The sequence below is a fragment of the Candidatus Aminicenantes bacterium genome (genome assembly GCA_026393795.1).
Classification (GTDB): domain Bacteria; phylum Acidobacteriota; class Aminicenantia; order UBA2199; family UBA2199; genus UBA2199.
Map to the genome: position 1 here is coordinate 1 of JAPKZL010000291.1, position 26,927 is coordinate 26,927.

Sequence of the window (26,927 nt, forward strand, 5' to 3'; positions counted from 1 at the left end):
AAGAATCCGCCAGATCGAGGCCAAGGCGCTCAGGAAGCTCAAGAAGAAGTCAAAAAAGCTTGTGAACTTTCTCGACAAGCCCGAGAACTACCGCTAGTCAAGGAAATTGGCGTACGGCGAACGGCGTAGGGCGGACGGTTAAGAAAAGCAATTTCCCATTCTTTGTCTTTATTCTTCCCGTGTGCCGTCTGCCGTACACCGTTCACCCAGTTCAATTGACACCCAGATTGCAATAAACTATAATCAACGAAATGGAAAAAGACAGGGTCACACTAAAAATCCCCCGGCCGCTGTACAAAAAACTGCAGACCGTGATCGAAGGCAGCGGTTTCCGCAGCGTGAACGAATTCGTGGTCTATGTGCTGCGCGACCTGGTTTCCCTGCGCCAGGGAGAAACGGAAAAAGATCTTTCCAAGGACGAAATCGAAGCCATCAAGCAGCGATTGAAAAATCTCGGTTATTTTTGATGGGGAAATAAAAAGTATTGCTATTTTAATACAATTGTAGTACGATTGGAGTATGAGGTCGATGAGTAACTTTCAGTTCCGCCGCCGCGTCAAGGACGTAGTGGCCGGCAAGACCATGCTGCTGCTCACGGTGGCCGCGGCGGCCATCATCCTGCTGATGATCGCCGGCCTCTATCTGAAATCCAGGCCCATCCTGGCCGACCAGCCCCTGGCCAAACTGTTGTTTTCGAGCCGCTGGCATCCGCTGCGCGGCGAATTCGGCTTCCTGGCTTTCATTATGGGCACGTTGTGGGTAACCGGCGTGGCCGTGCTGATCGCCGTCCCCCTGTGTCTGCTGACCGCGATCTACCTTTCCGAATACGCCCACTCGCGCGTCAGGGAATGGGTGAAGCCGCTAATCGACATCCTGGCCGGCATCCCTTCCGTGGTTTTCGGGGTCTGGGGAATCCTGGTGGTCGTCCCCCTGATCAAGGACCACCTGGCGCCCCTTTTCAACTCTTTCTCGACCGGATACAGCGTTCTGGCCGGAGGCATCGTTCTGGCCATCATGATCTTTCCCATCATCATCCACGTCGCCCTGGAGGTCCTGCGCGCCGTCCCGCAGGAGGTGCGGGAAGCGTCGCTGGCCCTAGGCGCGACCCGCTGGCAGACCATCAAGCACGTGGTCATGCGCAAGGCCCTTCCCGGCGTGGCCGCCGCGATCGTGCTCGGAATTTCCCGGGCCTTTGGCGAAACCATGGCCGTGCTGATGGTGGTTGGCAATGTCCCGCGCATCCCCGCCTCCGTCCTTGACCCGGCCTACCCGTTGCCGGCGCTGATCGCCAACAATTACGGCGAGATGCTGTCCATTCCCCTGTACGATTCGGCCCTGCTGCTGGCCGCGCTGGTCCTGCTGCTGGTGATCCTGATTTTCAATGTCCTGTCCAGGATGATCCTGGCCCGGGTCGAGATGAGCATCCGCTGACATGGAACGCCGCAATATCGAAGAAAAAATTTTCAAGGGACTGATGATCCTCTCCACCCTGCTGATCCTTTCCTGCCTGCTGGTGATCCTGTTGACCATCGTCATCAAAGGCCTGCCGCACTTGAACCTGGCCATGATTACGCAATCTCCGCAAGGCGGCTATTATTTAGGCAAGGGCGGCGGCATATTGAACGCCATCGTCGGCTCGCTGTACCTGGCCGGCGGAGCGACTTTTCTGGCTATCCTGTTCAGTCTTCCGGTGGCTTTGTATCTGAACGTCTATGCCAAACCCGACTCCAAATTCGTATCGTTGTGCCGCTTCGCCTTCGACGTTTTGTGCGGCGTCCCCTCGATCGTCTACGGCGCTTTCGGTTTCTCCATCATGGTCTTTTTCGGCCTGCGCGCGTCGCTGCTGGGCGGGATCGTCGCCATCGCCCTGCTGATCCTGCCGATGATGATCCGCGCCATGGATGAAGTGATCCGCCTGGTGCCGCGCGAACTTCTGGAAGCTTCCTATGCCCTGGGCGCCACCCGGCTGGAAACGGCGCTGAAAGTCGTAGCCCGCCAGGCGCTGCCCGGCATCCTGACCGCTGTGCTGATCGCCTTCGGGCGCGGCATTGGGGACGCCGCGGCCGTAATTTTCACCACCGGTTTTACCGATGCTGTCCCCGATATCCTGCACCCCGTGGCCACCTTGCTGCGCCCCGCCGCCACGTTGCCGCTGGCCATTTTTTTCCAGCTCAGCGTTCCCATCCCCGAAGTCCAGGGCCGGGCGTACGCCTCGGCGCTGATCTTGACCATCCTGATCCTGGTCATCAGCCTGGCCGCCCGCCTGCTGTCCAGAAAGCTGACGCGGCACGTCGTCAAATAGGAGCACACATGGAATACCGGACCCATATCAGCGTGCAGGACCTGAACGTCTTTTACCGCCAGCAACAGGTGTTGAAGGATATCACCCTGAACATCCCCGACCGCAAGATCACCGCCATTATCGGGCCTTCGGGCTGCGGCAAGACCACGCTGCTGAAGTCGTTCAACCGCTTGATCGATTCGATCGAAGGGGTGGTGATTTCCGGGAAAGTCCTGGTCGACGACGAAAACATCCTCGACCCCAAAACCGAGGTCACCCATATCCGGAAAAAAATGGGCTTGCTGCTGCAGAAGCCCTATCCGCTGCCCATGTCCATCTACGACAACGTCGCCTATGGCCCGCGCATCAATGGCATCAAGGACAGGAAACGACTGGATGCGATCGTGGAGCTCTATTTGAAAAAAGCAAGCCTCTGGGACGAAGTGCGCGGCCGGCTGCGCCAGCCGGCCTCCATGCTCTCGGTCGGCCAGCAGCAGCGCCTCTGCCTGGCCCGCGGCCTGGCGGTGGAGCCCGAAATCATTCTCGGCGACGAACCGACCTCGGCGCTCGATCCGCAGTCGAGCCGGAGGATCGAGCAGACGTTCTTCGAATTAAAGCAGGACTACACCATCGTCATCGTCACCCACATCCTGCGCCAGGCGCGGCGCATGGCCGACTATGTCGTCTTCCTTTACCTGGGCGAATTGATCGAGCACGGGCCGGCGGCTGAGATTTTCGAAAACCCCAAAAAAGAATTGACCAAGGAATACATCAAGGGCCTGATCAGCTAGGCCGCGAAAAATATCGTGATCGGATTAAAAGCCGCCACGGCTTTATTTTTCCACGGTCACAACTACGGGCAGTTTGCTTGCTTCGCCGCCGGGGGTGCATAGTTTCCCGTTGCTGATCTTGACCGCCTCTTTTTTAAAGATATCCACCTGCCAGAAAAAATCCTGCCAGAGGACGTAGCGGATCTGGTACAGGTAGGACTCCAGCTTGCAGACCCACCAGAAGGGGAGGTGGAAGATCGGTCTGTCATAAGTCAGCAGGGAGAATTTCTTCGTCGTCGGCTCGAAGCGCACCCGGGTGTTCGCCAGCTTCAGGATGAAGCGGGAGGGCGGGGTGGTCAGCGAACCGCCCGTCACCTCAACCTTCATTTTAAGATCGCGCGCCCTGCCCCCCTTCTTGCAGAAATTGGAGCCCGTGACTTCCCAGACCGCCCTTTCGTAGGTGTCGATCTCCCAGTAACAATCGGTCCAGGAAACATGCTTGATCTGGTAGAGGTTGGGCTGCATCTTGCACAATTTCCAGTCCTTGCCGTCGGAAAGGATCGTGTCAAACCACATGATCTTGAAGGCGAAACCGGCCGGCTCGAACTGCAGGACGGTTTCCGGGATCTGGACGTCGAAGGCCGCGGGTTCGGGGATGTCGATCATGATGTAACCGGAGATGACGTTGTTTTCCTCGCTCAGCTCGGTGACGCTGTTGTCCGGGTCGACGACGACCGCCAGGTAATGTTTGCCGGGCGGCGTGTCATCGGGAATTTTCAGGCTGCCGTTGAAGGCGACGGTAACCTGCTGCCCGGGCTCCAGGGAGGGGACCGTCTCGCTGCCACCCTCGAGAAGGATGTCCTCGCCGTAGGCAGTGGCGGCCGGGGCGCTGCGCAGCGGGATCTTGTCGTCGCCCGAAAGAACGATCTCCAGCCGGATGCTCCTGGCCGCGACCTTTCCCTTGTTTTCCAGGGTGACCGAAACTTCCTGGCGCAGCGGCTGTCCGGTGGCCGCCCTGACCGGGTAATTCAGCTGCGCGACCAGGTCGGCATAGTCGCCAAAGGCTACCGGGAAACTCTTGATCACGGCCTGGGTCTTGGCGTCGCAGACGGCCAATTGGAACCCGGCCAGCGGCTTTTGCGTCTTGACGCTTTCGGCCAGCAGGGCGTAATCGGCGGGCTCAAACTTAAGGGCCAGGAACTTGTCCTGGACCGTTTTGTGCTCCCATTTTATCTTTCCCTTTTTCAGGCTGCCCAGGGTGATCAGGGGAGTGCCCTGGGGCCTGAGCAGGATGATGTCGCCATCAATCCTGTCGCTGGTGATTTCCTCGCAAAGGGCCTGGACTCTGGCCAGGTTGGCCAGCAGGGCGTTTGCTCCTGCGCTGGCGGAAATTTCCAGGGGCACTATTTTGACCTCGTCTTCCCCCGCCATCATCCCCGGGAGCAATATGAGCATCACTAGGGCCGCCAAAAGCATGTTTTTCATTTCTCCCTCCTTTCTGAAAATCAATTATATAGCAGCAAAAAAAAATAAAATACCCCCGGCCCGGCCGTCCGGCTGGCCCGGTTGATTTATGGAACGTTGAAGAGTAAAATGATTGCTCATGACTCAAAGAGTAGCGATCATTCACGACTGGCTGAACGGCATGCGCGGCGGCGAGAAGGTTCTGGAAGAAATTCTGAAGCTCTACCCGGACGCCGACCTGTTCACCCTGTTTTACGAGCCTGAAAAGGTCTCGCCCCTGATCCGCTCCAAGCGCGTGTTCGCTTCGGCGCTCAACCGCCGCTCGTTCATCCGCCGGCATTACCAGCCTTTTCTGCCCTGGTTTCCCCGCCACATCGAGGCCTTCGACCTGCGCGAGTACCCCCTGGTGATCAGCAGTTCGCACTGCGTGGCCAAGGGGGTGATCCCGGCGCCGGATGCCCGGCACGTCAGCTACATCCATTCCCCGATGCGTTACGCCTGGGATCAGTATTATGCCTATTTTGCCGGCGCGGGCTATTGGCGCAGAAAAATCATTCAAAGGGAAATATCCCGCCTCCGCGTCTGGGATGTCTGCAGCGCCGCCCGGGTCGATGACTTCATCGCCAATTCCGACTTCGTCCGCCAGCGCATCGAAAAGTATTACCGGCGAAAGGCAACGGTCATTCACCCGCCGGTGGATGTCGATTTTTTCCGGCCAACGGCCAAGCCGAGCCGCGATTACCTGCTGCTGGTAGCGGCCCTGGTTCCCTACAAGAACATCGGCCTGGTTATCGAAGCCTGCCGGCAGCTGGGTGAAAGGCTGGTCATCGTCGGCCGCGGCCCCGAGGAAAGAAAATTGCAGCGGGCGGCCGGGCCGGGCTGCGAATTCCACCGGGCGCTGAGCAACGAGACGCTGCGCGAGCTGTACCAGAACGCCGCGGCATTCGTCTTTGCTGGAGTGGAGGATTTCGGCATCGCCTTGGCCGAGAGCCAGGCCTGCGCCACGCCGGTCGTCGCCCTGGACCGGGGCGGAGCCCGGGACATCGTCAAGGACGGGGTCAGCGGCGTCTTGTTCGGGGAAGCGAGCGTGGCGGCCTTGAAAAAAGCCATCCAGGATTGCCGACGCCTGAACGTTGAGCCGGCGGCGGTGCGCGAGGCCAGCCTGCGCTTTTCCGCGGATCGTTTCCGCAGCCAGTTCGAACGATTCGTCAATAAAAAGAACGATGATTAGAAAAAAAAGAGAGCAGCTGGCCCGGGTGTACCTGCTAAGCGACATGCTGGCGATCGTGCTCGCTTTCTTCTCGTCGTTCTGGCTGCGTTTCCACCTCGGCCTGCTGGGCGTTCCAAAAGGAGTGCCGGTGCTCGGCGGCTATCTGATCATCATCCCGTTTTTGCTGTTCATCCAGCTGGCTTATTTTTCCTACCAGGGCTTCTACCGCTTCAAGCTGCGCCGTAACCGGCTCGACGATCTTTTCCTGGTCATCTTGAACAGCCTGATCTCGTCGATCGCGGTGCTGCTCGTTTTCAGCTATATGAAAAGCTACGGCTTCATCCGCTACGAGATTTCCCATGTTTTCCTGGCCGTCTACGCGCCGGTTTCGATCCTGTTCATTTTCATTTGCCGCCTGCTCATGTTCAGGATATTCAACCGGGTCGCTTCGGCGCGCAACGGGGTATCGCGGATCCTGATCGCCGGCCAGGGCGACCTGGCGGAAATGACCGCCGCCAACCTATCCAAGTACAAGCATTTCGGGCTGGAGATCGCCGGCTTCCTGGGCCCCGACCCCGGCGCCGATACGCTCGGGGACTGCGCAGACCTGAAACGGGTGGTGAAGGAGCACGGCATCACCGATCTTTTCATCGCCCTGCCGCTGAAGGAATACGGCACGATCATGCAGCTGATCGAGACGGGCAACAATCTGCTGCTCGACATCCGCCTGGTGCCCGACATCCTGCAGCTGGCGTCGTTGAAGGCCGGTCTGGAACACATCGAAGGGCTGCCGATCATCAACCTCGGCGACATTCCCCTCGAGGGCTGGCCGGCGCTGAGCAAACGGCTTTTTGATTTCGTGGTCAGCCTGGCCGGGTTGATTTTTTTCCTGCCGCTGCTGGCGCTAACGGCCCTGCTGTTGAAACTGGATTCCTCCGGGCCGGTTTTTCACCTGCAAACCAGGGTCGGCCTGGACGGCCGCATCTTCCGCATGATCAAGTTTCGGACCATGATCAGGAACGCCGAGAAGAAGACCGGCCCCATCTGGTCGCCCCGCAACGATCCGCGCGTGACACGGGTGGGGAAGGTGTTGCGCAAGCTGTCCATCGACGAGCTGCCCACTGGCCAAGCGCATCGAATTCGATATCTACTATATTCAGAACTGGACGTTGCAGCTCGACCTGGAGATCCTTTTCCGGACCGTACTGAAATTCCAGTTCATCGACAAGAACAATTAGCATGAAAAGCGGGCCAGCGAGCCGAAGCTTTGAAGGATTGAATATCTCGGCCGAATTCCACCCCTTCCTGACCCATTTGAGCGATCTGGCCCGGGCCAGGGACCGCATGCCCTTCATCGGCAGGGACAACGAGATCGAAGCCGTGATGGAGACCCTGCTGCGCAAGCTGAAAAAGGGGGTCATCCTGGTGGGCAAGCCGGGCGTGGGCAAAACGGCCTTGATCACCGAACTGGCCGCGCGCATCAACCGCGGCAAGGTTCCTGATTATTTGAAGGGAAAAATCATTCTCGAACTGGCTTTGAATTCATTCCTCTATTCGCGCCGGTCGAGCGATCTGTTGGCCAAGGATTTCGAAAAACTATTTTGCCAGATCAAAGCCAACCGCGAACGGGTCATCCTTTTCCTCGATGAACTGCAGCTGCAATCGGTGGTCGGCGCCGCCAAGCCCGGGAAAGGCAACCATCTCCAGGAATTGCTGAAAGCCCACATCACCTCCCGCGACCTGCCGATCATCGCCGCCGCCACTCCCGAGGACTACTACTTGTATTTCAAGAGTGATGAGCTCATCGCCGCGAATTTTTCGGCCATCCAGCTCAATGAGCCCGAGAAAAGCGAGATGCTGGAAATCCTGGCCGGGGTCAAAGCCTACTTCGAACGGTACTACGGGCTGCGCATCCCGGTTCGCCTGTTCGAGTCGATCTACACCCTGGCGCAGCGCTTCATTCCAGCCAGGGCCTTCCCCGACAAGGCGATTGAGCTTCTGGATATCTCCTGCTCCAAGGCCTCGTTGAAAAAAGTAAAGACCCTGGGCATCCATTTCGTTTACCAGAGCATCGCCGGCATTTCCAAGCTGCCGATCGGCATCGTTCAGCTGGATCCCCAGGTCCACTACCGCTGCCTGCTCGATTACCTGAAGGCGGCCTCGGTCGACCAGGCCAGCGCCCTTGAGGAAATCGCGCGGATCATCAAGCTGGCGAAGCTGGAAACGGCCGTCAACGGGACGAGGCCGCAGGGAATATTCCTGTTCCTGGGGCCGGCCGGGATCGGCAAGAGCTTCGTGGCCGCGCGCATCGCCGAATACCTTTTCGGCAGCGTGGAAAAATTGCGCCGCATCGACCTGGCCGGCTTTAAAAAAGCCGAGGACATGGAAAAATTGATCGGCGGCCCGGACATGGAAAGCTCGGGCCTGCTGATCCAGGAGATCGAAAACCACCCGTTCTCGGTCCTGCTCCTTGAAAACATCGACGAAGCGCATCCGGCGCTTCTCTATTTCCTGGGCAAGGCCCTGAGCAAGGGTGAGCTCATCGACCACCTGGGCAAAAGGCACTACTTGGCCAATATCATCGTCATCCTGAGCCTGTCCGCGATCGGCGAGGAAAAAAAGGATTCAACCATCGGTTTCGTCAGCGGCGAACCCGGTTCGGGATCGATGATCATCGCCCCGAAGATCATGAATGTCCTGGACTGGGTCGACGAGATCATCCAGTTCGCTCCCTTGCAGCGCGAGCATCTGCAGCAGATCGCCAGGATCCGTCTCGATGAAATGACCGCTGAGTTGCGCGAGCGCCACGGCTGCCGCTTCACCCTGGAGCCGGAGTTGCTGGACGCGATCGTCGCTGCGGCCGAGGCGTCCGGGCGTTACGCCCACGCCGTCGGCGAGTTCGTCGAGCGCGACATCCGCTTGCCGGTCATGGACATGATCACCCGGACCGACAAGAAATTGCATCTGCGCATCGCCATAGAAAACAAGCGGGTCAAGATCGCATCCGTCTGAGCGGGAGAATCATGCCCAAGAGACTGAAAATCGATCATCTGTTCGCGGTGAAAACTTATCCCGACGACGTCGAGATCAATTTTTCCTTTTCCAACATGGAGTTCCTGCTCCGGCCCGACGAGCTGCCCTTCACCCGGGAATCGATCCAGCTGCATGCGTTCGCCGGAGACGCCCGCGTCGGCAGCCGCCAGCTGCTGGATACCCTGAGCCGGACGGAAAAGGTTCCCGGCGAAAATATTTTCCTGTCATTGGGAACCAGCCTGGCCAACTTCATCCTCTGGTCGGTGCTGCTGAAACGCGGCGACGAGGTGCTGATCGAATTTCCCGCTTACGAGCCCATGTTCAAGGTCCCGGCCTACCTGGGGGCGAAGATCCGTTTTTTCAAGCGCGATTCGCTCGACTTTTCCCTGAGCGTGGAGGCCATCGCCTCCGTCCTGTCGGAAAAGACCCGGATGATCATCCTGACCGATTCGCACAACCCTTCCGGCAACCAGATTTCCAGGGAAGTCCTGCACTATCTCAAGGGGCTGAACCAGGAAAGAAAAATCGTTGTTTTCATCGACGAGGTATACGGCAAGTTCTACCGTGAACGGTCGCTTTTCAACGAATATCCCGAATTCGTGGTCACAAGTTCCCTTTCGAAATTCTACGGCCTGGGTTCCCTGCGCGTCGGCTGGGCTTTCGCACCGGCGCCGATCGTGGAGAAGGCCCGCGATTTCAGCGATTACCTGACGCCGGAAATTCCGTTCCCGCCGCTGTACCTGGCCCATCTCCTGCTGGAGAGCCCCATCCTGGCCGAGCTGGAACGGCGCGTGCGCCAGCGCATCAAAACCAGCCGCGGGATCATCAGCGCCTTCTTTGATCGGACCGATTTCCTCTCCTGCTACATTCCCAAGAACGGGCTGCTGTTCTTTCCGGAAGTCAAAAGCATGGTGGACGTGAAAAAATTCCATGAGCGGCTGTACACAAAATACCGCATGGTGGTCACCGAGGGCCGCTTTTTCCAGATGGCGCAGCATTTCCGCATGGCCGGAGTCTGCGCCCCCGAAACGCTTTCCCAGGGGCTGCAGCGGCTGGAGGAAGCCTTAAAAGATTCGCTGTAAGTTTTTTTGTTGCTCATTAGTTTAAATACCAAACCTCTATTGACAAATCAGATACTGATTCTTAGAATGCGTCATGGGAATGGCTTTACTCAGACCTCGGGAGGTCTCGGTCTTTTGATGCTTTGTTTTTCGTATAAGTTTTTGGAAGGAACAATTTAAATTTAGGAGGACCAAATGAGAAAGCGAAGAGTTGTTCTTTACATAAGTATAGTTTTTTTGTTTGCTTCTCTTGGATGCAGCAAGAAAGATGATTCCGTTTCTCCTACTATTACAAGCTTCAATCCCAAGAAAGGTACTATGGGTTCGCAGGTGACTGTAACTGGTACGAATTTTAACACAGAAAAATCAGGAAATACCGTCAAAATGAACAATATTATTGCTGTTGTGACGAGTGCTTCAGTGGGTGAACTCAATGTCATTGTTCCCGAGGGGGCCACGACGGGTAAAATTTCTTTAACAATCGGATCAGCAACAACTACGTCTACAGATGATTTCACAGTCACGGATTTTGAAAACAAATTTGTTGTGCGCGGTCTTCTTGTGCATTTTGACGATCGCGCCGTTTCGACCGGATATTATACCGGGCAGCTTATCAGAAATTTGAACGCCTTTGAGTCCCCACTAGGCCATACAGTTGCTGAAGAGGTGAGCCTCCAGCTTGAAGAAATGAAAAAAATTGGAGTGAACACAATCACTGTTGACATACTGACTGCTAGCGAGAGTTGGTCCGATCCATTCACATATCCCATCTGCAGTGTACACCCTGTACAAGGGTTTACTTATCCTGTTCCCGCGCAATCGGATCTCTCGAATTTGGTTGCCCTTTTTGATTTAATTCACAGCAAGCAAATAAAAATAATACTGATCCTCACGAGTACACACATGGAGGAGCAGCCTCCTTTTAACAATGCGCAATGGATCAATGCCATTTTGAACACGGTCAAAAACCATCCCGCTCTCGACTTGGTGGTATTTGGTGGGAATACTCGGTTGGTCGACAGCGACGGTGACGGAACAACGGATCAATGCGGGGGAGCTGCTGAACCGCCCCTATGGCTCGGCCCGGGAACTGTTCCGGCAAACTACGTCAAGTGGGCAATCCAAAACGGGATGGCCTTGGGCTTGCCGGCAAACAGACTTTCAGCGGAGTGTGTCGTGGGCTATTATATTATTGAGGCGGAATCGACTACGAGTCCCAACATTGCAACTGCTGGCCATTTGTGGCGTCCGCTGAAGGTCATGAAGCAAATATTTGATGAACTTGCCGTACCTGAAAACCAACGTACATATTCTGTTTCGTTTTATCAGCAGCGGAAATGCCAGAACGCCCATGGTGTCTCTTGCGTGGACGCTGATCCGGCTGCCTGGGCCGAAGAAACCTGGAAAAACGTTTTTGAAATTATTGGTAGAAAAAATTCCAGGGTAATTGCAGTGGAAATGGGACTGGAAAAGCATGATCCCAACTGGACGACTGAGCAAGCATTCGAAAGCCATATTAAATTGATAAAAAGGTACGGTGTTGAGGGCGGCTGTTTCTGGAGATGGACATTTTTTTCTGATAGCGAAAACAACGATCCAACATTGTCCACGCCTGTTAAAAAGAGAGGTTTGCCATTTGACTACTACCCGGTGAAGGATAAAATGGCACAATATTACCTTGCTAATTAAAAAAGACCTGTAATCATCCATAATGCTCCGCATTACTGGGCTGGCAATAACGAATGATCAGCATTAAATTCATTGAAACAAGGAGTTTAAAATGAAAAAAATGTTTTGGCTGCTGCTGATCGTACCATGCCTTCTGCCGGCCCAACATGACGCCTATCCGCTCACCGGCATCGACGAGAGCGGGCAATTCAGGCTGCTGGTCAATGACGGCGAGCTGGCGACCATCGCCTACACCCTGGACGCCAAGGGCAATTACCTGCGGACGTTCAAATTGACGATGGCCGGGCAGAGCGTGGACTACAAGCTCTCCATCAGCGGCGGTTCCGGCGGCGATTGGCAGGCCATGACCATCACCGCTCCCACCGAAACCATCCAGGTCGAGCGCCGGCAAGGGCAGGCGGTTTTCAAGAGCAAGGAGCAGCCCTACAGCGTCATTCTCAAGGAAAAATCGCTGCTCTACGATAATTACGGCCCGGCCCTGGAAACATTCTTTCTCCGCGCTTACGACCGGAAAGCCGGCGGCAAGCAGACCTTCAACCGCTACATCATCCCGGCCCAGTTCGTCGACATGGAACTGGAGTTCAAGAACCGCCAGCTGCGAAAAATCGGCGACCGCGAGGAGGCCTTTCTGCTGTTTGAAGCCAGCATCAGCGGCCTGGCCATCGAACTGTGGGCCGACGAGCAATTGAGGATCTGCATGGAGCACGTGCCCATCCAGCGGGCCAGTTTTGTCCGCCAGGGCTACGACGACCTGCTGGCGGCCATCAACGAGGATCCGCTGGTTTCCAAGCCGGTGTACAAGCTGGAACGCAGGACGGTGATGATCCCCATGCGCGACAACATCAAGCTGGCCACCGACCTGTACATGCCCCAGGGGGCTGAAGCGGAAAAATACCCGCTGATCCTGATCCGCACTCCCTATAAAAAGGAAATGGGGGAGATGGACGCCAATTTCTACGGCCGCCGCGGCTATGTCGTGGCCATCCAGGACTGCCGCGGCCGCTTCGCTTCCGAGGGCCGTTGGGTCCCTTTCTTCAACGAAGGCCGGGACGGGTACGATACGATCGAGTGGCTGGCGGCCCAGCCCTGGTCGAACGGCAAGGTGGGCATGGTCGGCGGTTCCTACGTCGGCTGGGTGCAGCTCTGGGCGGCGGTGGAAAAGCCGCCGCACCTGGTGACCATCATCCCCAACGTGGCGCCCCCCGATCCCTTCTACAACATCCCCTACGAATACGGCTCCTTTTTCATCTTCGGCTCCATCTGGTGGGCCGAGATCCTCGAGAGTCGGGCCACCGGCGACCTGTCCGGGCAGGCCATCAGCCGGATCAACGAGCGCCGCTTTGAGAAGATCCTCCAGCGCCTGCCGGTGGTCGAGCTCGACAAGGAGATCTTCGGCCGCATCAATCCCTACTGGCGCCAGTGGATCGAGAACAACCGCGACGGCGGATTCTGGGAGCCGGTGAACTTCATGAAAAAATTACCTGGCCTCGATCTGCCGGTATTCCTGCAATCGGGCTGGTTCGACGGCGACGGCATCGGTTCCAAGCTCAACTACGGGCAGCTGAAGCTGAGCCGCAACCCCAACCAGAAGCTGATCCTCGGGCCATGGGGGCATTCCGACCAGGCCAGCCCGCGCTACGGCGACCGAGAATTCGGCAAGGAGGCCGCGCCCGACCTGAAGATGATGTACCTCAAGTGGTTCGACCACTGGCTCAAGGGCATCGACAACAAGATCCTCGCCGAGCCGCTGGTGCGGATCTTCGCCATGTTCTCCAACCAGTGGCTGACGGGCGACACTTACCCGCTGCCGCAAACCAGGTTCAGCAAGCTCTTCCTGGGCAGCGCCAAGAGAGCCAACAGCTCGCGCGGCGACGGCATGCTCGCCTGGGAGCCGCCCGCGGCCGGCAAGGAATACGACGCCTACGTCTACGATCCCGGCGACCCGACGCCCCATCCCGACTGGTATTACAAAAGCGAGGAAGAGATCAAGAAGGACAAGAAGCTGGCCATCAATACCGACGAGGAAAAAAAGCGCATCGAGGGCTTCCACAACGGCGTGACCGACCGCCGGAGCGACATCCTCGTCTTCCAGACGCCGGCGCTGGAAAAACCCGTCACCATGGCCGGCCCGGTGTCGGCCACCCTGTATGCCGCTTCGTCAGCCCGGGACACCGACTGGTTCGTCACCATGATGGACGTCGACGAAACGGGGAAGATCTTCCCCCTGGTCCACGGCACCATCCGCGCCCGTTTTCGCCAGTCGCTGGAAAAGCCCGAATTCCTGGAAAAGGACAGGATCTATGCCTACACCATCGACATGTGGCAAACCGGCATCACTTTCCAGAAAGGCCACCGCATCAGGGTCGAGGTGGCTTCGGCGCTCTTCCCGATGTTTTCGCGCAACCTGAACACAGGCGGCCACAACGAGAAGGAAACGAAATTCGTCAAGGCGTTGCAGAAGATTTACCATTCCGCCGCCTACCCGTCGCATATCCTCCTGCCGCTGGTCGATTTGCCGGCGCAATAGGGGAGGCGAAAAAGCCGCGGCGGGGGAAAAGATTACCCGGGGGTATGCTTGATGAAGCGGCGCAGGGAGATGAAGGACGAGAATAAGCCGATGGCCGTGCCGGTGGCCAGCAGCTGCCAGAAAATTTTCTGGGGCAGCAGCCTGAAATCGATCAGCTGCTTGACGATGTTGAAGATGAACCCGGCGTAGAGCGGGAAGGCCTTGATCGTGGCCAGCAGCAGCCCGCCGGCCAGCAGCCCGCCCAGGAAGCCGAGGACGAAACCCTCGATCAGAAACGGAGTCTTGATGTACCAGTCGCTGGCGCCGACCAGGCGCAGGATGGTGATCTCGTCGCGGCGGTAGAAGATATTGATCTTGACCACGTTGAAGATGATGAAAATGGAAACGATGAGCAGGATGGCGCTCAGGAAAAGCCCGGCGAAGGTGGTGAACTTCTTGATATTGGCGATCTTCCTGGCCCAGTCCATGTTGAGCTGGACGCTTTCCACGTTCGGGGAATTCTTGATGTCGCGAACGAAAGACTCGACCTGGATCAGGTTGCGGGCGTCCGACTGGAACGTGACGTCGATGGAAGCCGGGAAGGGCGAATAATTGAATTCGGACAGGATGTACGTCAGCTCGGGAAATTCCCTGGAGAAATTCGTCTTGGCTTGATCCCGGGAGGTGAAGCCAACCTCCTTGACCAGCAGGTTGGCCTGCATGCGCTGCATGAGCGTTTCGATGGCGCCGCTGTCGCTGTTGTCCTTGATATAGAAAATCGCCTCGACATTTTCGCTCAGTTTGTCGATGTAGCGCTCAAGGTTGAAGGAGATATAGTTGAATATTCCCGGGACGAGCAGGGTGAAGGCGATGATCCCCAGGCATAGGGAATTGACTATTTTGTTCCGCAGCAAATTGGCCATGGCCTGTTTGACGGAATAAATCAAGAATCTCATGGGTTGGCCTCGACCCGCTTGTCCTGGACCAGCTGCCCCTTGTCCAGCTTGATGGTGCGCTTGGGGAACAGGCTCATCAGGTTGAGATCGTGGGTGGCGATGATGGTGGTGATGCCGTTGGCATTGATGCGCTCGAAAATCTTGATGATCTCGATCGACAGGTTCGTGTCCAGGTTGCCGGTCGGCTCGTCGGCGATCAGGATTTTCGGGTTGCCGATGATGGCCCGGGCGATAGCCACCCGCTGCTGCTCGCCGCCGGAAATGTGGCCGGTCAGGTATCTCTTGCGGTAGGTGAGGCCGACCAGGGCCAGGGCATTGTTCACTTTTTTTTCGATATCCGCCTTTCTTTCCCCGCGCACCAGCAGCGGGATGGCCACGTTTTAATGCACGGTGCGGTTCATCAGCAGCTTGAAATCCTGAAAAACGATGCCGATCTGGCGGCGCAGCCTGTAAAGCTTGTTGGCGGGAATCAGGGTGCTGTTGACCGAATCGATCAGGATCTGCCCCTTGCTGGGCTCCTCTTCCTTGTAGATCAGCTTGAGCAAGGTCGATTTGCCCGCCCCGGAAGCGCCGGTCAGAAAAACGAATTCGCCGCGGGCAATGGCCAGGTTGATGTCGCTCAGGGCTTCGTTGCGGAAATACTCCTTGGAAACGTGAAAAAACTGAATCACGTTATTCTTCGTCTTCCCCGGCGATTTTCTTGAATAGGATCCGTCCGCAGCTTTCGCAGATCAGCACGTCGTTGGAGAGAACCAGCTCGCTGAGGACCTGCGGGCGGATTTTGATGTTGCAGACGCCGCAAAAATCGGTCTGCACGAAGGAGACGACCTTGCCCGCCTTTTTGGCGAACAGGTTGTCGTAGGCTTTCAGGAGGTTGGCCGCCACCTGGCTGCGCAGCTCCTTTTTGTTTTTCGTCTCTTCGCTCAGCTTGTTCTTGTGATACTCCAGGTAGTCGTGCAGTTCCTTGATCTTCTGGTTGTACTCGGCGGCGATCTGGTTGAATTCGCGCTCGGTTTCGCGGATGACGCCCATGATCTCGTCGGCACCGACCATTTTTTCGATTATTTTTTCTTCCACCGCGGTGATGTTCGCTTCCTCGAACTTGATCTCGTTGCTGATCCCCTGGTACTCCTTGTTGGTGGTCACCTTCTTCATCTGTTCTTTGTACTTGACGATTTTTTCCTTGATGGCGGCGATGTCGCGCTCGAATTTTTTCCGCTCGTCGATGTTGGCCTGCAGTTTTTTCTTGGCGTTCTCTATCATTTCCGAGCGGGAATCCCTTTCATCCTCAAGTGCTTTGATCTGCAGCGGAATTTCCTGGATGACGGTCGCGATCTCTTTCAGTTGGTCATCCTTCTGCTGCAGCGCATATAAAATATCGAGTCCTTCTTTCAAGTCAGCTCCTTAAACGGCGCGGTTGCTGGGCCTACCAGGATTCGAACCTGGAACCAACCGGTTATGAGCCGGTAGCTCTAGCCGTTGAGCTATAGACCCGTGCCGTCCCTAAGAGTAGCAAAATTGCGCCGGCCTGTCAAGCCCGAATCCCGATTTCCGGGCAACGCTTTTCCCGCCCGGGTTGACAATTTATGTCAATTCGTTATATTAGTTAGCCAATGAAAAAAATCATCGTTATTGTCGCGTTTCTCGCCCTTTTCAGGCCTGTTTCGGCTTTTTTCCCCTATTTTTTCGGTGCCCGCTCCCTGGCGCTTGGCTATTCGTCCCTGGCATTCAACTACGACTGCAACGCCGTTTATCTGAATCCCGCCTTGCTGAATTCGCTTGCGGCGCCCCTGGGCGGCTACCAGTACGCGAGCAGTTTCCTCGACCACCAGGATTTCTCAGGCTTGCTCCAGAAAATCAGTGCCGTCAATCTGGGCGATTTCCAAAACCTGGACGCGGCAAGGAAAAATGATCTGTGGGAGCGCATGCAGGAAGTTTTTTCCCTGAAATCGGGGATCAACGGATTTCAGCTCAAGAACCCGGGCTATGCCGGCAAAGGCTATGGACTGGCCGTCGCTTTCGTCGATTCGGCCATCGTCTTTCCTTTGGACAGCGATATCCTGGCCAAACCGGTCGAGACGGTGACCAATGCCGACATCGCCGCCCTGCGGATGTGCTTCATCGGCTTCCACTACACGAGCTATTCCTTTGCCTTCTCTTTTTCACTGGCGCAGGGAGTCGCGGTTGGAGGCGCCGTCCATTACCTGAAAGGCCGGGCCGGCCAATTCGACCTGGCCATCACGGCTGTTCCGTTCCAGCCTTCCGCCGGTACCAAGGAGTACCTGCAATATGCCTGGGACGCGGCGCAGAACGATTTCAGCAAGCTTAATTTCGACCTGGGGATCAGTGCCGACCTGGGGGCCTATTTCAAGGCCGGCCTGGTGGTGCGGAACGCGGCGAATCCGCTGATCGCCACCGGGGTCTCGGAGTTGCGCTTGTCGCGGCGGATGATCGCCGGCCTGACTTTCCGCCCCGACAAACAGCTGGGAATTTCCCTGGACATCGACGTGGCCAAGAGCGACTTGTATTACAACGGCCAGAAGGTCCAGCCGGTCTCCCTGGGGGTGGAGAAGGGGTTTTCCCAGAACAAGTTTTTTCTGCGCGTTGGGATGCTCAACGACCTCGCCGCCACGTATTTCCTCGGCCGCAACGCCAAGGTGATCTACGGGGTCGGCCTGGGCTTCAATCTGGCCAGTTTCCTGGTCGATGTCGCCATGGGCTTGGACGGATCGGGGAAGGTGAAAAATCTCGCTGTTTCGGGATTCTACCTCATCCGATGAAAAAATTGACATTTGATTTTTATTTATTTACAATATAACCAATGGCAATGCGCTTAGGAGATTTCTTACTTAAGGAAAAGAAGATAACCGAGGAAAAACTCCAGCACGCGCTGGATGTGCAAAAAAAAGAGCCGGGCAAGCTGGGCAGCGTGTTCATCCGCCTGGGCTATGTCACCGAGGAGGATATCGCCCAGGTCCTCAGCAAACAGTTCGGTTATCCCTCCATCAACCTCAGCAAGTTTGAAATCGACGAAAAGGTCATCGACCTGATCAAGCCCGACATCGCCCGCAAGCACGTGGTGATCCCCATCCACCGTATCGGCTCCAACCTGACCCTAGCCATGGCCGATCCCTCCAACCTGTTCGTCCAGGAAGAGATCCGTTTTTCCACAAATTTGCGCATCCAGGCGGTAATCGCTCCCGAATCGTCGATCATCGAGGCCATCGACAAGTATTACGGTTCTTCCACCGGCATCGAGGCGCAGAAGTTCCTCGATGAGATCGAGTTGAGCGAGGATTCCATGGTGGAAGTCCTGGAAACCAAAGAAGACGATGGCAGCAGCGAAGGCGATATCGACGAGGACGCCCCGGCCATCAAGCTGGTCAACCTGATCTTCAACGATGCCATTATCAAGGGAGCCTCGGATATTCATTTCGAACCCTACGAAAAAGTTTTTCGTGTCCGCCTGCGCATCGACGGCGTGCTGCACGAGTACATGACCCCGCCCATGAACTTGAAGAACAAGGTCATATCCAGGATCAAGATCATCGCCGGCATCGACATTGCCGAGCGCCGGCTACCCCAGGACGGCCGCATCCGGACCAAGATCGATACTCCCACGATGAAGAAGATCGTCGACATGCGCGTCTCCTCCCTGCCGACCATTCATGGTGAAAAGATCGTCATCCGCATCCTCGACAAGGATCAGCTGAAGCTAGACCTGACCCAGCTCGGCTTCGAGCCGATATCGCTGCAGAAATTTGAGAAAAATATCAAGGAGCCGTGGGGCATCATCCTGGTTACGGGGCCGACGGGCTCGGGCAAGACCAACACCCTCTACTCGGCCGTGGCGCAGCTGAACAACGAGGAAGTCAACATCCTCACCGCCGAAAACCCGGTTGAGTTCAACATCATGGGCATCAATCAGGTCAACATCAAGGAGCAGATCGGGCTCACCTTCCCGGCCGCGCTGAGAACGTTCCTGCGCCAGGATCCCAACATCATCCTGGTGGGCGAGATTCGCGATTTTGAAACGGCCGACATCGCCATAAAAGCCGCTTTGACAGGCCATCTTGTGCTCTCGACCCTGCATACCAACGACGCGCCGTCAACCCTGGCCCGCCTGATCAATATGGGCATCGAGCCCTTCCTGGTGGCCAGTGCCCTGCGCCTCGTTCAGGCGCAGCGGCTCATCCGCCGCTTGTGTTCATCCTGCAAGACCATCGCCAAGATCCCGGCGCAAACCCTGATCGAGATCGGATTTTCTCCGGAGGAAGCCAAGAGCGTGCAGATCCTCGAAGCCAAGGGCTGCGACAAGTGCAACAATACCGGCTACAAGGGGCGCGTCGGCCTCTTCGAGGTCATGGAGCTCGACGAAGAGATCAGGGAAATGGTCATGATCGGGGCGTCGACCTCCGAGTTGAGGCAGAAAGCCAAGGAAAAGGGCATGCTGACGTTGCGACAGAGCGGGCTTGAAAAGATCAAACTGGGGATCACGTCCATCGAAGAAGTCTTGCGCGAGACGAGCAAGCTATGAGGAGAGTGCCATGGGATTGCCACTTCCGCAACTGTTGAAAATCATGGTCGACGAAGGGGGCACCGATCTGCACATCACCACCAACTCGCCGCCGCTGATCCGCGTCCATGGCATCCTGAAGCGCATCGAACACCCGACGCTCTCACCTGCCGAGACCAAGCAAATGATCTACAGCATTCTCAACGACAACCAGAAGTACAAATTCGAGGAGAACTGGGAGCTCGATTTTTCCTTCGGCATCAAGGGCCTGGCCCGCTTCCGCGCCAACGTCTTCATGCAGCGCGGCGCCGTCGCCGGCGCCTTCCGCCGCATTCCTTACGAGATCTGGTCGTTCGAAAAACTGGGGTTGCCGTCCATCGTGCCGACCCTGACCAACAAGGCCCGCGGCCTGATCCTGGTCACCGGGCCGACCGGCTCGGGCAAGACCACCACCCTGGCCTCGATGCTGGACAAGGTCAACAAGGAACAACCGCTGCATATCATCACCGTCGAAGACCCGATCGAGTACCTGCATTCCCACCGCAAGGCCATGGTCAACCAGCGCGAGCTGCATGCCGACACCAAGAGCTTCGCCGCGGCGCTGCGCTCGGTCCTGCGCGAGGACCCCGACGTGGTGCTGATCGGCGAAATGCGCGACCTGGAGACCATCCAGGCGGCGATCACCATCGCCGAGACCGGGCACTTGACGTTCGCCACCCTGCACACCAATTCGGCCGCCCAGACCATCAACCGCATCATCGACGTCTTTCCGACCCATCAGCAGGATCAGATCCGGACCCAGCTGTCGATGAACCTGGAAGGCATCGTCTGCCAGGCCCTGCTGCCCAAGGCCGACGGCCGCGGCCGCAGCCTGGCGGTGGAGGTGCTGATCCCCACCCCGGCCATCCGCCACCTGATCCGCGACAACAAGATCCACCAGATCTATTCCTCCATGCAGATGGGGCAGGAAAAATACGGCATGATCACCTTCAACCAGTCGCTGGCCAGCCTGTATTTCAAGCGCGACATTTCCCTGGAGATGGCCATGAGCGTTTCCCATAACCAGGAGGAATTGCAGGAGCTGATCAACCGCGGTCCCTCCGTGCTGTCGAGTCAATTCAAAAACAGCCCAGCCGCCCCGGCAGCGGGCGGCAATAAAACCAATTAAGGTCACAGGGAGAGAACATGCCAATTTACAAATACAGAGGCAAAAACAAGGTCGGCAACATCATCGAGGGCGAGCGCAGCGGCCGCAACCAGAACGAAGTCGCCGTCGCCCTGGAAAAGGAACAGATCCAGGTATTGAGCGTCGAAAGAAAAAAACTGAAGTTCAACATCCCTTTGATCGGGGGGAGTAAAAGGGTTTCGCTCAGGACCATCGCCGTATTCAACCGCCAGCTCTCGGTCATGTTCAATGCCGGCCTGCCGATCACCCAGGCCCTGGCCATTCTCGGCCAGCAGCAGAAAAACAAGTACTTCCAATCGGTGCTGATCGAAGTACGCAAGGACGTCGAAGGCGGAGCCAACCTTTCCAACGCCATGAAGAAACACCCCAAGGTGTTCAACGAACTGTACACCAGCATGGTGCAGGCCGGCGAAGCGTCGGGCAACCTGGACACCATCCTGCTGCGCCTCTCGCAGTACATCGAAAACATCACCAAGCTGGTCGGCAAGGTCAAGGCGGCCATGGCCTACCCGATCGGCGTGCTGCTCATCGCCTTCTCCCTGACCGCGGTCATCCTCTGGAAGGTCGTTCCGGTCTTCGCCGACATGTTCAGCCAATTGGGAGCCGAGCTGCCCCTGCCCACGCAGATCGTCATCGGCGCCTCCGATTTCCTCAAATCCAATTTCTTTCTTCTGGCCATCGGCATTGCCGGGCTGATTTTTGCTTATCGTTCCTACTATGCCACTTTCAAGGGTCGGCGCGTCATCGACCGGATCAAGCTGCGCGTCTGGGTGCTGGGCGAGCTCCTGGTCAAGCTGTCGGTCGCCCGGGTGACGCGCACACTCGCCACCCTGCTGACCTCGGGAGTCGAGATCATCGAGAGCATGACCATCACCGCCAAGACGTCGGGCAACGCCATCATCGAGGACGCGGTGATGAAAAGCCGGGCCCTGGTTCAGGAAGGAAAGCCCCTCTGGGAGTCGTGGGAGGAAACCAAGCAGTTCCCCTACATGGTCACGCAGATGGTCTCGGTCGGCGAGCAGACCGGATCCCTGTCCACCATGCTCGGCAAAATAGCCGATTTTTACGATGAAGAGGTCGATCAAGCCGTTTCGGCCCTGATATCGCTGATGGAACCGATCATGATCCTGTTCCTGGGCGGATTGGTCGGCAGCATCATCATCGCCATGTACCTGCCATTGTTCGACATCATCGGCAAAGTGGGTTAAACAAACGCAAGTTGATCGCCATCGAAGATCAGAAACTCAGGAAGAAACTGGTATTCCTGAATTCAATCCGCATCGCGATTTTCCTTACCCTGACCCTGGTTTCGGTCATCATCTGGGTGTTTTTCAACATCCATTTCGCCATCCTGCCGGTGATCATCACCCAGCTGGCCGCCATCGCCGTCAGCATCCTGTTCTTCCCCCTGGCCAGCCTGCTCCACTTCCGCCCGCTGCTGTACCTGCAGCTGATCTTCGACATCCTGATGATCACGCTGCTGGTGTATCTTTCGGGCGGCATCATCAGCCCGTTCTATTTTTTGTACATCCTGCCCATCATCGTCGCCTCCATTTTCCTGGCCCGGCGCGATACCGTCATTGTGGCCACTTTTTCGTTCATCTCGTTCGGGATCCTCTCGGACCTTTTGTACCTGGGCGTCGTTCCCTACTATCCGAGCATCGAGGTCGCCGAAGTGTCGCTGGGGACGTTCATCTACAACCTGCTGATGAGCTTCATCGCCTTCGCCGCCTTCAGCATCATGTCTTCCTATTACTTCGAGCGCATGCGCAAGACGGGCGACCAGCTGAAAAACATCCAGGAAAACCTGCAGGACATGATCCTGCTGAACAACTCGGTCCTGGAGAGAATGGAAAACGGCTTCATTACCGCCGACATGGAAGGAAGGATCGTTTCCTACAACGCCAAGGCCGCCCTTTTCCTGCGCCTGAAGAAGGCGGATAATATTTTTGAGCTCCTGCTGGCCAAGAACGAACTGGACAAGATCAAAAAAGCCTGGACGGAAAACGCCCCGTACTACTTTGAAAAAAAACTGCCCGAATTAGAACTGGGGATCACGGTATCCTCGCTGAAAAAAATTTCGACCTTTGAAAACCTGTTGGTCTTTCTGATCACCGATCTGAGCGCCATCAAGAAAATCGAGAAACAGCTGCAAGAGAAGGAGCACCTGGCCCTGATCGGCGGCATGGCGGCGGGCATCGCCCATGAAATCCGCAATCCACTGGCCTCGATTTCGGGGTCGGTGCAGTTCCTGCAGAAGGAGCTCTCGTTGAACAGCGAATGCCGGAGCCTGTTGGACATCATCATCAGCGAATCGGCGCGGCTGTCCGCCTTCATCGACGAGTTCCTCAACTTTTCCAAGCAGGCGCCCCTGGAGATCATCGATTTCGACCTGGCGCCGCTCCTGGACGAGGTCGTGGAAATGCTTTCCCTGAACCTGCGCGATGTGCGTTTCTTGAAAAAATACAACCGCGGCCACTGGATCACCGCCGATGTCAAGAAGATCCGCCAGCTGGTCTGGAACCTGCTGAACAACGCGGTCAAAGCCATGAACGAAAAAGGGGAGATCGAGATCAATTTGTTTCGCGAACGCGAGGCGGTCACCCTGTCCATCAAGGACTACGGCATCGGCATGGACCGCGCTGAAATGCAGAAAATATTCACGCCCTTCTATTCCAACTTCGCTTTCGGCATCGGGCTGGGCATGCCCATCGTCAAGCAGATCGTGGAAGAGCACGGATTCAAGATGGAGATAAAATCGGCAAAAAAACTCGGCACCGAGGTTGTAATATGCTTCAGCAAGCCATCCACATTCTGATCGTCGACGACGACCGCAACTTGCGCAAGATGCTCGCCTTCGTCCTGGCCAAGGAAGGCTACCAGGTGGAAGAAGCGGCGAACGGGGTCGATGCCCTGAAAAAACTGAAGGGGAGAAATTTCGACCTGGTCATCTCCGACATCCGCATGCCCGATCTCAACGGCATTGAGCTGCTCAAGAAGATCAAGACCCATGACCCGGAAATCCCGGTGATCATGATCACCGCTTACGCCACCACCAATGACGCCATCGAGGCCATGAAGCTGGGCGCCGAAGACTACATCATGAAGCCCTTCAGCTTGGAAGAGCTGAAAATCATCATCAACAAATCGCTGCACAAGAAAAATATCGAGCGCGAAAACGTCGAGCTGAAGGAAAAGCTCTCCGACAAGGAAAAATTCGAGAATATCGTCGGCGCCGATCCCAAGATGCGCAAGATCTTCGAGCTGATCGACACCATCGCCCAGACCGATTCCACCATCCTGATCAGCGGCGAAAGCGGAACAGGCAAGGAACTGATCGCCCGGGCCATCCACGGAAAATCCAGCCGCAGCGGCCAGAAGTTTGTTTCCATCAACTGCGGAGCCCTGCCCGAAAACCTGCTGGAAAGCGAGCTGTTCGGCCATAAGAAGGGTTCGTTCACCGACGCTTACCAGGACAAGGAAGGGCTTTTTGAAACCGCCAATCACGGGACCCTCTTCCTGGACGAGATTTCGGAAATGTCGCAGAAGATGCAGGTCAAAGTCTTGCGGGCCATCCAGGAAAAGGTCATCCGCCGCGTGGGCGGCAACCAGGAAATCCTGGTGGACGTGCGCATCATCACGGCCACCAACCGCGACCTGGTGGAGAGGATTGAAAAAGGGGAGTTTCGCTCCGACCTCTATTACCGCTTGAACGTCATTTCCATCAAGGTGCCGCCGCTGCGGGAAAGGAAAGATGATATTCCGATATTGATGCAGTATTTTCTGCTGCGCTACAACAAAAAGTTCGCCAAGAACATCGTCGGTTTTGAAAAAAAAGTCCTGGAATGTTTTCAAAACTACAACTGGCCGGGAAACGTGCGCGAATTGGAAAATTTCATCGAACGCGGCATCGCCCTGGAAAAAGGATCAATCATCAGCGCCGGTTCCCTGCCCGCCGAAGTCATTTTCAACCTGGAAACGGGGCCGACCAAGGAAGCCGGCTGGCAGGACATGCTCGATGCCGGGGAATTCAATTTCTCCCAGTACATCGACTCCGTCAGCAAGAGCATCATCGTCAGGGCTCTGGCGATGAACCACGGCAACATCAAGAAGACCGCTGCCACGCTCCAGGTCAATTACCGCTCTTTACGTTACCTGATCGATAAATTCAACCTGAAATTCCATTCCTGATCCGGCGGCGAGTCCGCCGCTCCGCGGCCGGTCAGGGGCGGGAAAAATAATCTCCCAGCCAGCGCGCCCATGAACGCCGGTGGGGCCTGGCCGCCCAGCGCCGCAAAACGAGGCAGGCCGCGATCCCGGCGAGGCTGCCGAGAACGTCGACAAGCCAGTCTTTCAGCGAGCAGAAACGCCCGGGAACAAACGCCTGGTGCAGTTCGTCCAGAAGGGCCAGCACCAGCAGGGCGGCAAGCCCCGTCGCCCATGCTCGCGGTTGGTCCGGATCGCTGAACACCTGAATGAAAAAGAAAGCCAGGAGCGCGTACTCGAACAAGTGGGGGATGATGTCGGGGACGGACGTGGGCAGCGCGCTGGCCGGCAGGGAAGAGAGGGCGAAGATACCCAGGTAGATGAGAAACGAAATCAAGCCGGCGGCATCTTTCCTGCGCCAGGCACGCATGCTTTCGGGCGCTCAGAGCAGGTGCATGATCCAGCTGAAGACGACGACGCCGCCGGCCATGTACAAAAAAAGCTTCAGGGCGTACGTGCCGATGCGGCGGGAATCGTTGTGCTTGATGAAAGCCAAAACGACGGAAACGATGGCCGCGAATATCAGCATGGAGAGAATATGGCTATGGAAAATCACTGTTTTCTCCCTTTGGCCAGGTCAAAGGCGTTCAGGGCCACGAGGTAATTGAGAAGCCCGGCGCAGGCGAGATAGGCGGTGCCGTAATGGAAGGTGACCGACGTGATGTCTCCGGCCGCCCAGTGATTCAGGCTGATCAGGATGTAGAACAGGCCGTTGCCCAGATCGCCGAGAAAGCCCAGCAGCAGCAGGGGATGCAGGACCGAGGTGTCGTAGAATTTTCCATTCATCAGCACGCCCATGGCCAGCAACGCCAGAATGCCGCAAAAAAAGACGACGGCCTTGGCGGTTTTCTTCTGCAGCAGGTGACCGAGTCCCGGCACCAGCCAGGATAATATAAAAATCAGGTAGGGATTCATGGATTGCAGTATAGCGCAGATCGCACGGAAAAACAAGATGGTAGGGGTTCAATATGATATCAAAAAATCTCGTATTGAACCCCTGCCATGGACAATGTAGGGGTTCAATATAGTCACAATATGGTTTCAGCAAGCTTAGTGATCTGCTGAAACCATATAGTGTGACTATACTAACACTAGATGTTTTTGGCGACTTTCTGAATGGCCAAAAACATAGTGTTAGTATGATCTCAATGGGTCTTGTATTGAACCCCTACCGATTGCCTCTTTATCCCAGACCCTTTATAGGTTATAATAGGGCCAAAAAATGAAAAAGATCCTGATCGTCGATGACGAAAAAAACATCCAGGTGTCGCTGGCCTCGGTGCTGGAGGATGAGGGCTACCAGGTCTATATCGCCAACGACGGCCAGGAGGGGATCGAGAAGTTCGTCAACATCAAGCCGGATGCGATCTTCCTCGACATCTGGCTGCCGGGAATGGACGGCCTGGAAGTGATCAAGCACATCCTGGCGATCGACCCGCTGCAGATTATCATCATGATCTCGGGTCATGGCTCGGTTTCGGCCGCCGTATCGGCGCTCAAGGCCGGTGCCTATGATTACATGGAAAAACCGCTCAGCCTGGACAAGGTGATTTTCGTGCTGCAGCGCGGGCTGGAGTTCCGCCGGGTCCGGGACGAAAACCTGAAACTGAAGACCATCCTCAACCAGGAGGATGAGCTGGCCGGCAACGACGAAAAAAAGAAACTGCTGCGCGAAAGCACCGCCACCATCGAGTTTGACAGCGGCGACACGCAGTATTTTCACAAGCAGAAATCGGTGGCCATGAGCAACATCATCTACGGCATCGGCCTCCATTCGGGGGAGAAGACCGGCATGGTCATCAAGCCGCTGCCGGCCAACAAGGGGATCCGTTTCGAGAACATTTCCAAACCCGGATACATCCCGGCCCGCATCGAGTACCTCAACAACAGCGGCTATGCCACCTCGATCAAGAAAGACGACCTGGAGGCGCGGACCATCGAGCATTTCATGGCCGTGCTGCACGCGTTCCAGATCAGCAACCTGGCCAT

General features: G+C 56.4%; 23 protein-coding genes, 1 tRNA gene and 1 pseudogene. 17 read left to right on the top strand and 8 right to left on the bottom strand.

Annotated elements, in window-relative coordinates; translation table 11 throughout:
* Positions 1-251: 251 nt before the first annotated feature.
* From NTW95_14205 to NTW95_14220, 4 genes are all read left to right on the top strand, one after another.
* Positions 252-467, top strand: a complete 216-nt coding sequence (locus tag NTW95_14205; GenBank protein ID MCX6558561.1) for a CopG family transcriptional regulator — start codon at positions 252-254, stop codon at positions 465-467.
* Positions 468-528: 61 nt separating this feature from the next.
* Positions 529-1,431, top strand: a complete 903-nt coding sequence (gene pstC / locus NTW95_14210) for a phosphate ABC transporter permease subunit PstC (protein MCX6558562.1) — start codon at positions 529-531, stop codon at positions 1,429-1,431.
* Position 1,432: 1 nt separating this feature from the next.
* Entirely contained in the window at positions 1,433-2,302 is an 870-nt protein-coding gene (gene pstA, locus NTW95_14215) for a phosphate ABC transporter permease PstA (protein ID MCX6558563.1), read from the top strand.
* Between the two features lie 8 nt (positions 2,303-2,310).
* Positions 2,311-3,072, top strand: a complete 762-nt coding sequence (locus NTW95_14220) for a phosphate ABC transporter ATP-binding protein (protein MCX6558564.1) — start codon at positions 2,311-2,313, stop codon at positions 3,070-3,072.
* Between the two features lie 42 nt (positions 3,073-3,114).
* Here the strand turns inward: NTW95_14220 and NTW95_14225 are convergent, their stop codons facing one another.
* Complete coding sequence (locus tag NTW95_14225; protein MCX6558565.1) at positions 3,115-4,536, bottom strand: hypothetical protein; 1,422 nt, start codon at positions 4,534-4,536, stop codon at positions 3,115-3,117.
* Between the two features lie 118 nt (positions 4,537-4,654).
* Here NTW95_14225 and NTW95_14230 point away from each other — a divergent pair, with 118 nt between their 5' ends.
* The 6 genes from NTW95_14230 (at position 4,655) to NTW95_14255 (ending at position 14,035) form a co-directional block, all read left to right on the top strand.
* Positions 4,655-5,746 (top strand): glycosyltransferase, encoded by a 1,092-nt coding sequence (locus NTW95_14230; GenBank protein ID MCX6558566.1) that lies wholly within the window; start codon positions 4,655-4,657, stop codon positions 5,744-5,746.
* Positions 5,739-6,968, top strand: coding sequence for a sugar transferase (locus tag NTW95_14235; protein MCX6558567.1), 1,230 nt, complete (start codon positions 5,739-5,741; stop codon positions 6,966-6,968). The genes NTW95_14230 and NTW95_14235 overlap by 8 nt, the downstream gene beginning before the upstream one ends.
* Positions 6,965-8,737, top strand: coding sequence for an AAA family ATPase (locus tag NTW95_14240; GenBank protein MCX6558568.1), 1,773 nt, complete (start codon positions 6,965-6,967; stop codon positions 8,735-8,737). The genes NTW95_14235 and NTW95_14240 overlap by 4 nt, the downstream gene beginning before the upstream one ends.
* Before the next feature lie 11 nt (positions 8,738-8,748).
* The gene (locus NTW95_14245; protein ID MCX6558569.1) at positions 8,749-9,840 is read left to right on the top strand and encodes a pyridoxal phosphate-dependent aminotransferase; all 1,092 of its coding nucleotides are present in this window, start codon (positions 8,749-8,751) and stop codon (positions 9,838-9,840) included.
* A gap of 174 nt (positions 9,841-10,014) precedes the next feature.
* Positions 10,015-11,508, top strand: coding sequence for an IPT/TIG domain-containing protein (locus NTW95_14250; protein MCX6558570.1), 1,494 nt, complete (start codon positions 10,015-10,017; stop codon positions 11,506-11,508).
* Between the two features lie 91 nt (positions 11,509-11,599).
* Positions 11,600-14,035, top strand: coding sequence for a CocE/NonD family hydrolase (locus NTW95_14255; GenBank protein ID MCX6558571.1), 2,436 nt, complete (start codon positions 11,600-11,602; stop codon positions 14,033-14,035).
* 32 nt (positions 14,036-14,067) lie between these two features.
* Here the strand turns inward: NTW95_14255 and NTW95_14260 are convergent, their stop codons facing one another.
* The 4 genes and pseudogenes from NTW95_14260 to NTW95_14275 form a co-directional block, all read right to left on the bottom strand.
* Complete coding sequence (locus NTW95_14260) at positions 14,068-14,970, bottom strand: permease-like cell division protein FtsX (GenBank protein ID MCX6558572.1); 903 nt, start codon at positions 14,968-14,970, stop codon at positions 14,068-14,070.
* Positions 14,967-15,641: pseudogene (ftsE, locus tag NTW95_14265) on the bottom strand (cell division ATP-binding protein FtsE). Before ftsE ends, NTW95_14260 begins: the two are co-directional and overlap by 4 nt.
* Before the next feature lies 1 nt (position 15,642).
* Positions 15,643-16,365: a C4-type zinc ribbon domain-containing protein gene (locus NTW95_14270; GenBank protein MCX6558573.1), complete on the bottom strand. Its 723-nt coding sequence runs from the start codon at positions 16,363-16,365 to the stop codon at positions 15,643-15,645.
* A gap of 26 nt (positions 16,366-16,391) precedes the next feature.
* Positions 16,392-16,464: transfer RNA gene (locus tag NTW95_14275), tRNA-Ile, on the bottom strand.
* A 119-nt stretch (positions 16,465-16,583) separates the two neighbouring features.
* Here NTW95_14275 and NTW95_14280 point away from each other — a divergent pair.
* The 6 genes from NTW95_14280 to NTW95_14305 are packed head-to-tail and all read left to right on the top strand — an operon-like array spanning position 16,584 to position 24,863.
* Positions 16,584-17,750, top strand: a complete 1,167-nt coding sequence (locus NTW95_14280) for a hypothetical protein (protein ID MCX6558574.1) — start codon at positions 16,584-16,586, stop codon at positions 17,748-17,750.
* A 41-nt stretch (positions 17,751-17,791) separates the two neighbouring features.
* A complete protein-coding gene (gene pilB / locus NTW95_14285; protein MCX6558575.1) occupies positions 17,792-19,507 on the top strand; it encodes a type IV-A pilus assembly ATPase PilB in 1,716 nt (571 codons plus the stop codon).
* A gap of 10 nt (positions 19,508-19,517) precedes the next feature.
* Positions 19,518-20,654 carry a type IV pilus twitching motility protein PilT gene (locus NTW95_14290; GenBank protein ID MCX6558576.1) on the top strand — a complete coding sequence of 379 codons (1,137 nt, stop codon included), beginning with the start codon at positions 19,518-19,520 and terminating at the stop codon, positions 20,652-20,654.
* 17 nt (positions 20,655-20,671) lie between these two features.
* Entirely contained in the window at positions 20,672-21,880 is a 1,209-nt protein-coding gene (locus NTW95_14295; protein MCX6558577.1) for a type II secretion system F family protein, read from the top strand.
* A gap of 11 nt (positions 21,881-21,891) precedes the next feature.
* Positions 21,892-23,490: an ATP-binding protein gene (locus NTW95_14300; protein MCX6558578.1), complete on the top strand. Its 1,599-nt coding sequence runs from the start codon at positions 21,892-21,894 to the stop codon at positions 23,488-23,490.
* Positions 23,463-24,863 carry a sigma-54 dependent transcriptional regulator gene (locus tag NTW95_14305; GenBank protein MCX6558579.1) on the top strand — a complete coding sequence of 467 codons (1,401 nt, stop codon included), beginning with the start codon at positions 23,463-23,465 and terminating at the stop codon, positions 24,861-24,863. Before NTW95_14300 ends, NTW95_14305 begins: the two co-directional genes overlap by 28 nt.
* A 31-nt stretch (positions 24,864-24,894) precedes the next feature.
* On the opposite strand, the gene NTW95_14310 is transcribed toward NTW95_14305, so the two are convergent.
* Genes NTW95_14310 through NTW95_14320 form a run of 3 tightly spaced genes read right to left on the bottom strand, consistent with a single transcriptional unit; the run spans position 24,895 to position 25,853 of the window.
* Complete coding sequence (locus tag NTW95_14310) at positions 24,895-25,308, bottom strand: VanZ family protein (GenBank protein MCX6558580.1); 414 nt, start codon at positions 25,306-25,308, stop codon at positions 24,895-24,897.
* 12 nt (positions 25,309-25,320) lie between these two features.
* Positions 25,321-25,467 carry a hypothetical protein gene (locus NTW95_14315; protein MCX6558581.1) on the bottom strand — a complete coding sequence of 49 codons (147 nt, stop codon included), beginning with the start codon at positions 25,465-25,467 and terminating at the stop codon, positions 25,321-25,323.
* A 23-nt stretch (positions 25,468-25,490) separates the two neighbouring features.
* Positions 25,491-25,853 carry a hypothetical protein gene (locus NTW95_14320; GenBank protein ID MCX6558582.1) on the bottom strand — a complete coding sequence of 121 codons (363 nt, stop codon included), beginning with the start codon at positions 25,851-25,853 and terminating at the stop codon, positions 25,491-25,493.
* A gap of 307 nt (positions 25,854-26,160) precedes the next feature.
* On the opposite strand from NTW95_14320, the gene NTW95_14325 reads away from it, so the two are divergent.
* Positions 26,161-26,927 (top strand): UDP-3-O-acyl-N-acetylglucosamine deacetylase (locus tag NTW95_14325; GenBank protein ID MCX6558583.1); only part of this gene is annotated, 767 nt, incomplete at its 3' end.

What these genes read in the sequence shown, in the direction of transcription:
- NTW95_14205 (MCX6558561.1), top strand. Translation starts at nt 252, where the DNA reads ATGGAAAAAGACAGGGTCACACTAAAAATCCCCCGGCCGCTGTACAAA.
- pstC (MCX6558562.1), top strand. Translation starts at nt 529, where the DNA reads ATGAGTAACTTTCAGTTCCGCCGCCGCGTCAAGGACGTAGTGGCCGGC.
- pstA (MCX6558563.1), top strand. Translation starts at nt 1,433, where the DNA reads ATGGAACGCCGCAATATCGAAGAAAAAATTTTCAAGGGACTGATGATC.
- NTW95_14220 (MCX6558564.1), top strand. Translation starts at nt 2,311, where the DNA reads ATGGAATACCGGACCCATATCAGCGTGCAGGACCTGAACGTCTTTTAC.
- NTW95_14225 (MCX6558565.1), bottom strand. Translation starts at nt 4,536, where the DNA reads ATGAAAAACATGCTTTTGGCGGCCCTAGTGATGCTCATATTGCTCCCG.
- NTW95_14230 (MCX6558566.1), top strand. Translation starts at nt 4,655, where the DNA reads ATGACTCAAAGAGTAGCGATCATTCACGACTGGCTGAACGGCATGCGC.
- NTW95_14235 (MCX6558567.1), top strand. Translation starts at nt 5,739, where the DNA reads ATGATTAGAAAAAAAAGAGAGCAGCTGGCCCGGGTGTACCTGCTAAGC.
- NTW95_14240 (MCX6558568.1), top strand. Translation starts at nt 6,965, where the DNA reads ATGAAAAGCGGGCCAGCGAGCCGAAGCTTTGAAGGATTGAATATCTCG.
- NTW95_14245 (MCX6558569.1), top strand. Translation starts at nt 8,749, where the DNA reads ATGCCCAAGAGACTGAAAATCGATCATCTGTTCGCGGTGAAAACTTAT.
- NTW95_14250 (MCX6558570.1), top strand. Translation starts at nt 10,015, where the DNA reads ATGAGAAAGCGAAGAGTTGTTCTTTACATAAGTATAGTTTTTTTGTTT.
- NTW95_14255 (MCX6558571.1), top strand. Translation starts at nt 11,600, where the DNA reads ATGAAAAAAATGTTTTGGCTGCTGCTGATCGTACCATGCCTTCTGCCG.
- NTW95_14260 (MCX6558572.1), bottom strand. Translation starts at nt 14,970, where the DNA reads ATGAGATTCTTGATTTATTCCGTCAAACAGGCCATGGCCAATTTGCTG.
- NTW95_14280 (MCX6558574.1), top strand. Translation starts at nt 16,584, where the DNA reads ATGAAAAAAATCATCGTTATTGTCGCGTTTCTCGCCCTTTTCAGGCCT.
- pilB (MCX6558575.1), top strand. Translation starts at nt 17,792, where the DNA reads ATGGCAATGCGCTTAGGAGATTTCTTACTTAAGGAAAAGAAGATAACC.
- NTW95_14290 (MCX6558576.1), top strand. Translation starts at nt 19,518, where the DNA reads ATGGGATTGCCACTTCCGCAACTGTTGAAAATCATGGTCGACGAAGGG.
- NTW95_14295 (MCX6558577.1), top strand. Translation starts at nt 20,672, where the DNA reads ATGCCAATTTACAAATACAGAGGCAAAAACAAGGTCGGCAACATCATC.
- NTW95_14305 (MCX6558579.1), top strand. Translation starts at nt 23,463, where the DNA reads ATGCTTCAGCAAGCCATCCACATTCTGATCGTCGACGACGACCGCAAC.
- NTW95_14310 (MCX6558580.1), bottom strand. Translation starts at nt 25,308, where the DNA reads ATGCGTGCCTGGCGCAGGAAAGATGCCGCCGGCTTGATTTCGTTTCTC.
- NTW95_14315 (MCX6558581.1), bottom strand. Translation starts at nt 25,467, where the DNA reads ATGCTGATATTCGCGGCCATCGTTTCCGTCGTTTTGGCTTTCATCAAG.
- NTW95_14320 (MCX6558582.1), bottom strand. Translation starts at nt 25,853, where the DNA reads ATGAATCCCTACCTGATTTTTATATTATCCTGGCTGGTGCCGGGACTC.